Raw genomic sequence first — 11,105 nt, 5'->3', positions numbered from 1 at the left:
CGGTCGCCGAGGTGCTCGCGCGCTTCGGCCGCATCGACGTGCTGGTCGCGAACGCCGGCGGCCACGGCTTCTCGCCCGTGGCCGAGACCGACGACGCGAGCTGGGAGGCCGCGATCCGCGCGAACCTCACGACCGCGTTCACGATGGCCCGCGAGGCCCTGCCGGCGCTCATCGAGGCGAAGGGCCAGGTGGTGGTCGTGTCGTCGCTCGCCGGGCTGTTCGCGGGGCCGTCCGTGGCCGGGTACACGGTCGGCAAGCACGCGCTGATCGGGCTCACCCGCACGCTCGCCCGCGACTACGGGCGGCACGGGGTGCGCGTCAACGCCATCTGCCCCGGGTGGGTGCAGACGCCGATGGCCGACGAGGAGATGGACGAGTTCGCGTCGCACGCGGGTCTCGGCTCCCGCGAGGAGGCCTATGCGACGGTCACGGCCGACGTGCCGCTGCGGCGTCCGGCCCGCCCCGCGGAGATCGCCTCGGTCGTGCGGTTCCTCGGCTCGGGCGAGTCGTCGTACATCACCGGTGCCGTGATCGTCGCGGACGGCGGCTCGCACGTGGTCGACGTCCCCACGATCGCGTTCGACCACGCCGGCATGTGACCAGGGGCGCGGCGGCGGGTGCCGTCGCCGCGTCGTCAGCCGATGCGCAGCTCGAAGCCGTCGTCGAGGTGCGTCAGGGTCACGGCGGTGAGGTCGTCGACGTGCACGGTCGGCGCGTGCGCCCCCGCGTGCCGGCCCACCCCGACCACGCGCATCCCCGCGGCGAGCCCGGCCTGGATGCCCGCGCCGGAGTCTTCGAACACGACGCACTCGGCCGGAGCGACGCCGAGCATGCGGGCCGCCAGCAGGAACCCCTCGGGGTCGGGCTTCGACGCCGACACGTTTTCCGCGGTCACCGCCAGCTCGGGCACCGTCAGCCCCGCGGCCTGCATCCGGGCGGTCATGAGCGCCACGTTCGCCGAGGTCACGATCGCGTGCGGCACCGTCTCCAGCGCCGCCAGCAGCCGGTCGGCCCCGGCGATGCCGACCACGCCGTCCACGTCGCCGGCCTCGGTGGCGAGCATGATCTCGTTCTCGTGCAGGTTGATCGCGTGGTCGCGCTCGGGCAGCAGGATCGCCATGCTCTGATGGCCCTGGCGCCCGTGCACCACTCGCAGCACCGTCTCGGGGTCGAGCCCGTGCGGCTCCGCCCACGCCAGCCACAGGCGCTCCACCACGGCGGTCGAGTCGACGAGGGTGCCGTCCATGTCGAGCAGGGCGGCGCGGGCGCGGAGGATCTCGGTCATCCGCTCAGGCTAACCCCCGCGAGCCCGTCTCAGCCGCCGAGGTAGGCGCGGTGCAGCAGGGCGGGGTCGTCCTGCAGCGCCTGCGGGCTGCCCTGGAACGACACCCGTCCGCCGGCCACCACCACCGCCTCCTGCGCGAGCCCGAGGGCCAACTGCGTGAACTGCTCCACGAGCAGCACGCCCACCCCGGACTGCGCGATGGACTGCACGATCGGCATGAGCCGCAGGAACACGACGGGCGCGAGGCCGAGCGACATCTCGTCGATCAGCAGGATCCGCGGTTTCGCGGCGAACGCCCTCGCCAGGACGACCATCTGCTGCTCGCCGCCGGAGAGCAGCGCGGTGGGGGCGTCGATGCGCTTCTCGAGCTCGGGGAACTGGGCGAGCACGGCGTCCACCTCGGCAGGGGTGCGCGCGGTGAGCGAGAGGTTCTCGCGCACGGTCAGCGACGGGAACACGGCCCGCCCCTGCTCGATGTGCACGATGCCGCGGCGGGCCCTGGTCACGCGCGACAGCCGGTCGATGGGGTCGCCGTCGAGCGTGATCGTCCCGGCCGAGTGCGGCGTCACACCCGACACCGACTCGATCAGGCTGGTCTTGCCCGCGCCGTTGGGGCCGACCAGGGCGAGCACCTCGCCGCCGGACACCCGCAGCGACACGTCGGAGATCACCGGTCCGGCGCCGCGGCTCACCGTGACGCCGTCGAGCACGAGTTCGCTCATGTCAGCAGCTCCGTCTCTCCCATGTACGCCTTCACGACGTCGGGGTTCGCGAGGACCTCGGCCTGCGGACCGCTCGCCAGCACGCGCCCGAAGTCGAGCACCGTGAGGGTCGGGCACACGGAGCGCACGAGGTCGAGGTCGTGTTCGATGATGATGAGTGCCACGCCGTAGCGGGCGGGCAGCTCCCGCAGCCGCGCGGCGAGCGCGAGGTGCTCCTCGTGCGACAGCCCGGCGGCGGGCTCGTCGAGGATGAGCAGCCGCGGACGGGCGGCCACGTTCGCCGCGACCTCCACCAGCCGCCGCGTCCCCACGTCCACGCTCGACAGGCGGGAGCGCGCGGGCGGGCAGCCGAAGAACGCCAGCACCTCGTCGATGTCGGCCGCGGCCAGCCGGCGTCGCGCGACGAAGCGCACGTACGCGCCCACCGTGAGCGCGGGCGGCACGCGGTCCTGCTGGAACGTGCGGCGCAGTCCGAGCCGGGCGCGCCGCGTGGGGGAGAGCCCGGCGAGGTCGCGGTCGCCGAGCAGCACCCGGCCGTCGTGCTGCGGCAGGAACCCGCTGATGGCGTCGACGAACGTGGACTTGCCCGCGCCGTTCGGCCCGATGAGACCCATGATCGACGCGGCGGGCACCGTGAACGACACGTCGTCGAGGGCCTTGAGTGCCCCGAACTGCACCGTGAGGCCGTCGACCGTGAGTACGGGCGCGCCGTCGAGGGCCGCCTCGTCGACGGTCGCGGTGGTCGTGGTGGTGATGGCGGCCGCGTCGGCGGCGGCGTCGTCGGGCAGCGCGGTGAGGTCGGCGTTCGCCGTGCGGCGGTCGGCGCGGCGGTAGATCAGGTTGCGGATGCCCTGGCCCAGGTTCGTGCCGCTGGTGAGGGCCTGCACGCCCAGCACGCCGAACACCACGAAGCCCCAGTCCTGGGGCACGCCCCAGCGCTTGAGCAGCTCGGGCACCAGCACCCACAGGAGCCCGCCGAAGATGGCCATGTCGATCAGGTGCGCCCCCGACATGATCGCCAGCACGTACAGCGCGAGCGACTGCAGCGGCGTGAAGCTCGACGCGAACGGCAGCTGCACCTGCCCGGCGAGCAGCCCGCCGGAGATGCCGCCGAGGGCCGCCGAGACCGCGAACGCGGTGAGCTTGGCCGAGCGGACGCTCTGACCGGCCGCGGCGGTGCCGCGCTCGGAGAACGCCACGGCCTTCCAGCTCGCCCCCCAGCGGCCGCGCTGGAGGAAGAACACCCCGAGCGCGCACACCGCGAGCACGATGATGGAGAGGAAGAAGAACTGCCGGTCGTTGGAGAACGGCCCGGGGCGCTCGACCGCGATGCCGTCGGCCGATCCGGGGAACTGGATCTGCACGAGCGTCACGTCGGCGGCGGCCGCGAAGCCCAGCGTGACCACCGCGAGGTTCACCCCCCGCAGGCGCAGCGCCGGCAGCCCGACGAGGATACCGACGAGGCCAGCCGCGACCCCGCCGCACACGAGCCAGACGAGGAAGCCGCCCGGCGCCTGCATCACGTTCAGCAGCGACACGATCCACGCGCCGACCGCGGCGAACGTGAGCTGGCACAGGGCGATCATGCCGGCAGAGCCGGTCACGATGCCGAGTCCGAGGATCGCGATCGCGGCGGTCACCGCGCTGATCGCGAGGAAGACGAAGTACCCGGGCAGGGCGGCGCTGAGGATCGCGCCGGCGCCGATGCCGAGGGCGGCCACGGCGAACGGCCAGGTGGTACGGAACCAGGGGCGGTCAGCGAGCGGCATCCCACACCTCCTTGCGCTGCGTCCAGAGCAGCAGGACGACGATGAACAGGAACGGGAGGAAGTTGCGCACGAGCGCGACCTCGTCGATCTGGGCGACGAGCCCGCCGAGCACGCCCAGCACCAGGCCGCCGACGACGGCGAGATCGAGACGGCGGAACCCGCCGAGCAGCGCGGCGGCGGCCGCGGGGACGATCAGCATCGACAGGCTGGTGGCGTCGTTGGACTGCGAGGGCGCGACGATGATGATCGCGATCGCGCTGATCACCCCGGTCACGAACCACACCGCGATCGACAGCGGACGCGAGCGGATGCCGAGCAGCTCGGCGGTGGTGGGCCGCTCCGACAGGGCGCGCAGCTGCGTGCCCACCCTGGTGCGGCGCAGGACGACCCGCACGACCACGGCCGTGACGATCGCCATGAGCACGGTCGCGACCGTGACCTGGCTGATCACGACACCCCCGAGGGAGAAGGCGGGACCGGCGATGATGGGCGTGAACGGCTGCGGCTTGTTGCCGAACAGGATGAACGACAGCGAGATGAGCAGCAGCAGCGGGCCCACGGTCATGGCGGAGCGCGTGGTGGTGGAGGCCTCGGAGAGCCAGGTGGCCGCGATGAAGCCGATCGCGGCGGACAGCAGCCCCGCCACCAGCACGCCCAGCACGGAGCCGAGCCAGATGGGCAGCCCGAGCTCGCGCACGAACCAGACGGCCGTGAACGCCCCGAACATGCCGGTCGCGGCCTGCGCGAAGTTCACGACGCGCACGAGCCGCGACATGAGGGTGAGACACACGCCGAGCACGGCGTAGAGGCCGCCGGCGGCGAGACCGGCGATGGCGCCTTGCAGCATCAGGCGTCCTTTCTGGTGAGGGGGAGGGGTGTCCGACGGGCTCGGCGACCGGGCGGGTCGCCGAGCCCGTCGACGCGGGGACTACTCGCCGATGCGCAGCCAGTCGTCCGCGACCTTCTCCCAGGCGTTGGTGCCGGACTTCAGGATGATCGGCCAGCCCGCGGTGTTCTGCGTGCCGAAGGCGTAGGGCGTGCCCACCATCGGGTTCTCGATCGGCTCCATGCTCTTCAGGGCCTCCGAGACGCTCTCGCGGGTGATGTCGCCGTCGATGCTCTTGAGCACCTCGATGAAGTACGTCGCCGCGAGGTAGCCGCCCTGGCTGAACGAGGTGAGCGGGATGTCGTTGGCCTCCATCAGCTTCCGCCAGTCGGCGTTGATCTCGTTGTCGTCGGTGAACGGGTAGAACTCCGCGGGGACGTAGATGCCCGCACCGGCGTCGTCGATCGCGTCGGCGAAGTTCTCGCTGTACACGCTGGTGAGGTACAGCCAGGTCACGTCGTCCCAGCCCTGGGCGTTCGCGGCCTTGACCTGCCCGATCGCGTCGGGCTCGACCGGGTTGATCGCGAGGGCCTTGCAGCCCTGGTCGCGCGCCTTGACGATGTAGGGCGTGTAGTCGGACGCGCCGTACGGCACGGTGTCGTCGATGTACTTCGGCTCCTTGCCGGTGATCTCGGTCCACTTGTCGATGGCCGCCTGATACGTGGGGCGGGTGGATCCGGCGATCTCCAGCAGGATGCAGATGTCGTCCAGGCCGAGCACCTCGGAGCCGTACTGCAGCGTGAGGGTCATGTCGTTGAACGGCCCGACGTTGGCGGGCGAGATGTTGTCGCTGTCGAAGCAGCCGGTGTCGACGCCGATGCCCGGCAGAGACAGGATGCCCTCCTGCTCGTAGTACTTGGCGTTGATCTCGCACTCGATCAGGCTCGCGGAGCCGACCAGCGCGACGGCTCCGTCGCTGCCGACGATCTCGCGCGCCGAGGCGGTTGCCGTGGCCGGGTCGCCCTTGTCGTCGAGCATCTTGTAGTCGATCTTCCGGCCGTCGAGCCCGCCGTCGTCGTTGAACGCGTCGAAGACGGCCGCGGCCGCCTGCGAGGCCTCGGGGAACGTCGCCGGGCCGCTGATCGTGTTCACGGATCCGACGACGATGGGGGCGCCGTCGCCCCCGCCTGCGCCGTCCCCGCCGGCGCAGCCGGCGAGAGCGAGGGCGGCCACGGCGAGGACTGCCGCGGTGCCGGTTGCTCGTCTGTTCATGTGCTTCCTGCCTCTCGTGTTCGGTGGTGCTGTGTCGCGTTCGTGGGTGGTCAGTCGCGCAGCGCGCGGTTCACGAGCTCGGTGTCGGTGAACTGCTCGAAGGCGACGATCTCGCCGCCCGCCACCCGCCAGACGTGGGCGACGCGGGCGGCGAAGAAGCGCCCGGTGCGCTTGTAGGTGCCGGAGTAGGTGCCGATCCCCACCACGACGTCGCCGCCGTCGACCACCTCGTCGATCGCGACGGTGTAGTCGTCCCACTCCTCCTGGATGCGGCCGAACACGTTCTCGGCCACCGCCTCCGGGCCGATGTAGGTGCCGGCGTAGGGGAAGCCGGCGGCCTCCGTCCACTCGATGTCGGCGGCGAACGGGGCCAGCATGCCGTCGAGGTCGCCGCGGTCGTTGGCGGCGTAGTGCTCGCGGACCAGGTCTGCATCGCTCATCGGGGTCTCCTCGGGTCAGACGGGCTGCACGTCGGGGTAGGCGACGGCGCCCAGCGGGTAGATGTGGCCGCCGGCGCGGGAGTGCTCCGACTCGCCGTCGCCGTTGAGGCCCAGGAAGATGCCCGTGGTCATCAGCTGATAGCCGAGGTCGTGCAGCCACACGCTCGCGACCGCGATGCGGAACTCGCGGAAGCAGAACAGGTACAGGCCGTCGGCGAACTTCCACACGGTCGACAGGTCCATGTCGCCGTGGCCGCGCTGCACACCCTCCAGGCACTGCCAGGCGTAGCGCTGGCTCGACACGTACACGTGCTCGTACAGGTGGTGCGGGCTGTAGCGGTAGACGTTGCGCTTGCCGATCAGGTTGCGGCTGGGGCCCGGCACCTCACCCGTCGCCTCGCCGCCGTCGATCGTCGCGGCCCAGAAGTCCTGCCCGACCTGGGGCGTGCCCTCCACGGCCTCCGCGGCGATGCGGGAGCGGACGACGGTCGCGCGACGGGTCGAGGTGCAGAACACGATCGTGAGGGCTTCGCGCTCGCGGCTGGTGAGCGGCAGGTTGACGAACACGACGTCGTCGCGCACGCGGACCGCGTCGTACGGGTCGCGGCCCGAGGCGCCGAGGCCGTCCCAGTGCGCCGACTCCTCGTCGAAGCGGAGCGCGAGGCTGCCGCCGTCGTCGAGGGTGAGCGTGAACGCGGTGCCGGCGAGTCCGGTGTTCGGCAGCCGGTACGTGTCGATGCCGGCGGCGAACTCGTCGTAGGTGCGCCACTCGTCCAGCGCGGGGTCGGCGGTGATGTCGGTCATGGGGGTCCTGACGTCGCACGCGGCGGGGCATCCTCGCCCCGGGCACCGCGTCATCGCGGTGCGCTTGCCTCATGCTCGATCCGGGCCCGGCAGCCGCTCAAGCGCGCGCTCCCCATCGCGCGCCGAGAGTCAACCGGCGTGCCCTCCCGGGCAAGTCCGGTGCGGTGCGTCCCGGGGTGGGGCCGCGGGGTGCGGTGTCGTGCGGTGGGGCCGGGTGTGCGGGGTGGAAAAGGGGCCGGGGGTGGGGGCGGGAGGCGCGTTGGTGATCCCGGATGCGGCGGGTGCGGGGCGTCCGCGGGGCCCGGGGTGGGAAACGGGCCGGAGGTGGGCCTGGGAGGCGCGTTTGTGATCCCGCACCGCGGGCCAGCGGACGGGGTCAGTGGGCGGTGCGGTACTCGCTGGGGGAGATGCCGTAGGCGGTCTTGAACGCGCGGCTGAAGTGCGCGGCGTCGACGAAGCCCCAGCGGGCGGCGATCGCGGCGACGGGGCGGTCGGCGAGCATCGGGTCGAGCAGGTCGCGGCGGCACTGCTCCAGGCGGCGCGTGCGGATCCAGGTGGAGACCGTGACACCCTGCTCCTGGAACAGCCCGTGCAGGTGCCGCGTCGAGATGAAGTGCGCGGCGGCGATGGTCGCCGGGCCCAGATCGGTCGAGGCGAGGTTCCGGTCGATGTGCGAGCGGATGCGCTGCATGAGGGCCCGGTGCGGATCGGCCGAGGCCTGATCGAGCCCGAGCTCGCGCGTGAAGACGGTCGTGACCAGGTCGAGCGCGCTGTGCGCGAGGCGGGCGCCGGTCGTGCCGGCGAGCTGGTCGAGGTTGCCCGCGAGCTGCGTGAGGTACGGCACGACCATGCCGCCCAGCCCCTCCTGCCCCGAGATGCGCACGGCCGTGAGCTGCCCGATCATGTCGGCGGGGAGGCTGATGAGGTGCTTCGGGAACATCACCACCATGGTGCGGAAGTCCTGGTCGAACACGAGCGAGTACGGGCGGTCGGTGTCGTACACGGCCAGGTCGCCGGCCTGCAGCACGGCCTCCCGGTCGTCCTGGATGAGCAGCCCGGTGCCGGCGAGCATGAGGCTCACCTTGAAGTACGAGCGGTCACCGCGGGCGATCAGCTCCGACGTGCGCTCGACCACGTGGGAGGTGGCACGGATGTCGTTCACGTGCACCTCGTCGACCGAGGCGCCGCGGATCACGCCGCGGAACTGGTCGGCACCCGCGGTGGTGACCTGGAGGGGGACGAAGGACTCCGAGACGGCGGCGCGGAAGTCGCTGATGTTGCGCGCGACCAGAGTCGACACCGATTCGGCGGGGGCGGCGAGTGCACCGTTCATGACTGATCACCTCGGGCTGGTGGAACGACGACGTTGTATACGATCCGTTCCGCGATGGTATCACCGGGACCGCGCGAAGGGGATGCCTTCTAGGATGTGGACCGTGAGTGACGGGGCGATGAGGATGCTCGCGGATCGAGTCCTGCGGGTGCTGCGCCAGGTGCGCGGACCGGGCACACCGGAAGCGGTGTACGAGGCGACGGCCCTCATCGTGGGCGCGGCGTTCCTGGTGCTCGGGTTCGTCGTGGCGCTGCCGGTGTTCTGGGGCCATCAGCTGTCGATCAGCGGCACCGGGTCGATCGGCGTGTTCGCGGCGTACGGAGGCGCGGCCACCGCGGCGCTCGCGTTCGCTCTGGGGCGCCTGGCGGTGCGGCCGGAGCAGCCCGACCCCACCGCCGTGCGCGACGGCTTCAGCGTGCCGGGCGACCGGCTGCGCTGGTACGACCTGCTCGCGATCGCCTTCGCCCACGCCGCGATCGCCTACCTGGGCTGGCTGGGCATCGCGGAACTGCTGGAGCGCAGCTTCGTGGATGCCCCGGTGTTCCCGTTCCCCGGCGCGATCCTGATGGCGGTGGCCTTCGCGCTGACCGCGTACGTGTCGTTCCTCAGCGCGGTGGCCCTCACGCCGATGGTGCTGTCGCTCGTGCTGGCGGTGTTCCTCGTGGTCGGGGCGTTCGCGAGCATGCTGGCGTCGAGCGACGTGCACTGGTGGCGCGACAACCTGTCGGCGCTCGGGATGAGCAGCAACAGCGCCTCGGTCGCGTTCAACGCGACGCTGGTGATCGCGGGGGTGATGGTCACGACGATCGCGCGGTATGCCACGGCCGGGCTGCCCGCCGACGATCAGGCCGAGCGGCGCGGACGCCTCGTGGTTCGCGGCGGCCTGATCCTGATGGGCATCTTCCTCGCGTGCGTCGGGCTCTTCCCGGTGGACGAGTTCTTCCTGCTGCACAACACGGTCGCGACGGGCATGGCCGTGGTGTTCGCCGTGGTCGTGGTCGGGCTGCCGTGGTTCCTGCCCGCCATCCCGCGGGTGTTCGTCGGGCTCGGCTGGGCGTACGTGCTGGTGATCGTGCTGCTCGGCGCGTTCTTCGCGGTGGGGTACTACAACCTCACGGCCGTGGAGCTGATCGCGGCGGTGCTGATCTTCAGCTGGATCATCGTGTTCCTGCGCACGGCGGGCTCGATCGGACGCGGCTGAGGCGCGACGGCGCGATCAGTCGCGCAGGGCGTGCGTGGCCTGGCGGGTGCGGCGCAGGGCGTCGACGGTCTCGGCGTAGCGCCGCTTGGCCACGCCGATGAACAGGCAGTCGACCAGGGTGAGCTGCGCGATGCGGCTGACCATGGCTCCGGCGCGGAAGGCCGACTCCCGCACCTCGGTGAACAGCGCGTGATCGGCGGCGTGCGCGAGCGGGGAGTCCTTGGCCGAGGTGACGGCGACGGTCGCGGCGCCGTTCGCGCGCGCCGTCTCCAGGAACCGCACGGTCTCGATCGTCGACCCCGCGTGCGAGAAGCCGATCGCCACGGTGGGGGCCGCGTGCAGCACGGTCGCCGCGACGGCCTCGTGCGGATCGGCGAGCACGTGCGCGTTGCGGCCGACGCGCAGCAGCTTGTGCGCGAGGTCCTCCGCCACGAACTGGCTCGCGCCGATGCCGTACAGCAGGATGCGGTCGGCGCCGTCGATCGCGTCGATGGCGGCTTCGAGCACGTCGAAGTCGAGCTGGGCGACGGTCTCCTCGATGGCCAGGAGCTCCAGCGCCGCGAGCTTCGACACCGCCTCCTGCAGCGTGTCCTCGTCGGAGATCTCCGAGCCGAAGGCGCCGCGGGCCGAGAACTGCGCGGCCTCTTTGCCGAGCTCGGTCGCGAGGGCCATGCGCAGCGGGGCGTAGCCGCTGAAGCCGATGGCGCGGCAGAACCGCACGACGGAGGCGACCGAGGTCTGGCACTCCTCGGCGAGCTCGTTGATGGTCTTGTCGATCACGATCGAGGGGTTCTCGCGGACCACGGTCGCGATGCGGGCGAGCGAGGGCGGCAGCGTCGATGCGGCCGCTTCGATCGTCGACTGGATGCTCAATCGGTCCTCCGGGGATGTGGGATTCTCAAGTATGTCGTGACGGGGGTCGTGACAAGAATGGTAAATTCTTTTCAGTGAGTCTACTTCGCATGTAGTCTCTTTTCGTTACTTCCACCGCGTCCCCGAGGAGAGCCGATGAGCGCCCCGCCGACCGCCACCGTCGATCTCGGCAAGTCCCGCTGCCGCGTCGTCGTGCACGCGGAACCGCGCGTGGAGCGCTCGGGCCTCGGCGCCCCGGGTCTGGCGTCCGCCGGCGGCGTGACCGCGGCCCTCGACGCCATCCTCCCGCTGCTGGACGGGCTCCCGCGGCTCGATGCGATCGGCGTCGGAGCCGCCGGCGCGTGGTTCGCGCCGGACGCGGCCGTCGAGCTCGCCGGTCTGCTCGCGGCGCGCACCGGGGCCCGCGTCGCGGTCGCCTCCGACGTCGTGACCGCCCACGCCGGAGCACTCGACGGGGGAGCGGGCGTGCTGCTCATCGCGGGCACCGGCGCCGCGGCCCTCGGCATCGATGCGGACGGCGCGCGGCTGATCGACGGCTGGGGCCCGGAGCTCGGCGACCTCGGCAGCGGCTCCTGGCTCG

Annotated in this window: 11 protein-coding genes and 1 pseudogene; 3 read left to right on the top strand and 9 right to left on the bottom strand. The window is 71.8% G+C overall.

Annotated elements, in window-relative coordinates; all coding sequences use genetic code 11:
• On the top strand, positions 1 to 599 hold a 599-nt coding region (locus tag DW299_RS15380; protein ID WP_136037088.1), incomplete at its 5' end, for an SDR family NAD(P)-dependent oxidoreductase.
• Positions 600 to 634: 35 nt separating this feature from the next.
• Here the strand turns inward: DW299_RS15380 and DW299_RS15375 are convergent.
• The 8 genes from DW299_RS15375 to DW299_RS15340 all read right to left on the bottom strand — a co-directional run bounded on the left by DW299_RS15375 (position 635) and on the right by DW299_RS15340 (position 8,451).
• On the bottom strand, positions 635 to 1,285 hold the full coding sequence (locus DW299_RS15375) for an HAD-IA family hydrolase (protein ID WP_136034197.1): 651 nt from the start codon (positions 1,283 to 1,285) through the stop codon (positions 635 to 637).
• A 29-nt stretch (positions 1,286 to 1,314) separates the two neighbouring features.
• Positions 1,315 to 2,007, bottom strand: a complete 693-nt coding sequence (locus DW299_RS15370; protein ID WP_136037087.1) for an ABC transporter ATP-binding protein — start codon at positions 2,005 to 2,007, stop codon at positions 1,315 to 1,317.
• Positions 2,004 to 3,776 carry a branched-chain amino acid ABC transporter ATP-binding protein/permease gene (locus DW299_RS15365; protein WP_136037086.1) on the bottom strand — a complete coding sequence of 591 codons (1,773 nt, stop codon included), beginning with the start codon at positions 3,774 to 3,776 and terminating at the stop codon, positions 2,004 to 2,006. The genes DW299_RS15370 and DW299_RS15365 overlap by 4 nt, the downstream gene beginning before the upstream one ends.
• The gene (locus DW299_RS15360; protein ID WP_136034191.1) at positions 3,763 to 4,623 is read right to left on the bottom strand and encodes an ABC transporter permease subunit; all 861 of its coding nucleotides are present in this window, start codon (positions 4,621 to 4,623) and stop codon (positions 3,763 to 3,765) included. The genes DW299_RS15365 and DW299_RS15360 overlap by 14 nt, the downstream gene beginning before the upstream one ends.
• Positions 4,624 to 4,704: 81 nt before the next feature.
• A complete protein-coding gene (locus DW299_RS15355) occupies positions 4,705 to 5,874 on the bottom strand; it encodes an ABC transporter substrate-binding protein (protein ID WP_136034190.1) in 1,170 nt (389 codons plus the stop codon).
• A 50-nt stretch (positions 5,875 to 5,924) separates the two neighbouring features.
• Positions 5,925 to 6,314, bottom strand: coding sequence for a nuclear transport factor 2 family protein (locus DW299_RS15350; RefSeq protein WP_136034188.1), 390 nt, complete (start codon positions 6,312 to 6,314; stop codon positions 5,925 to 5,927).
• A gap of 15 nt (positions 6,315 to 6,329) precedes the next feature.
• Positions 6,330 to 7,118, bottom strand: a complete 789-nt coding sequence (locus DW299_RS15345) for a MoaF C-terminal domain-containing protein (RefSeq protein ID WP_136037085.1) — start codon at positions 7,116 to 7,118, stop codon at positions 6,330 to 6,332.
• 376 nt (positions 7,119 to 7,494) lie between these two features.
• Positions 7,495 to 8,451: an AraC-like ligand-binding domain-containing protein gene (locus DW299_RS15340; protein WP_136034184.1), complete on the bottom strand. Its 957-nt coding sequence runs from the start codon at positions 8,449 to 8,451 to the stop codon at positions 7,495 to 7,497.
• Between the two features lie 103 nt (positions 8,452 to 8,554).
• On the opposite strand from DW299_RS15340, the gene DW299_RS15335 reads away from it, so the two are divergent.
• On the top strand, positions 8,555 to 9,652 hold the full coding sequence (locus DW299_RS15335; RefSeq protein WP_206251579.1) for a DUF998 domain-containing protein: 1,098 nt from the start codon (positions 8,555 to 8,557) through the stop codon (positions 9,650 to 9,652).
• 15 nt (positions 9,653 to 9,667) lie between these two features.
• Here the strand turns inward: DW299_RS15335 and DW299_RS15330 are convergent, their stop codons facing one another.
• Positions 9,668 to 10,525, bottom strand: a complete 858-nt coding sequence (locus DW299_RS15330) for a MurR/RpiR family transcriptional regulator (RefSeq protein ID WP_136034182.1) — start codon at positions 10,523 to 10,525, stop codon at positions 9,668 to 9,670.
• A 135-nt stretch (positions 10,526 to 10,660) separates the two neighbouring features.
• Between DW299_RS15330 and DW299_RS15325 the strand changes: the two are divergent.
• Positions 10,661 to 11,105 (top strand): annotated as a pseudogene (locus DW299_RS15325) (hypothetical protein); the annotation flags it as partial.

Source organism: Microbacterium sp. K35, assembly GCF_004794375.1.
GTDB lineage: Bacteria > Actinomycetota > Actinomycetes > Actinomycetales > Microbacteriaceae > Microbacterium > Microbacterium sufflavum.
The sequence above is the reverse complement of the archived record's forward strand: the minus strand, read 5'-3'. Positions and strand labels throughout refer to the sequence as shown.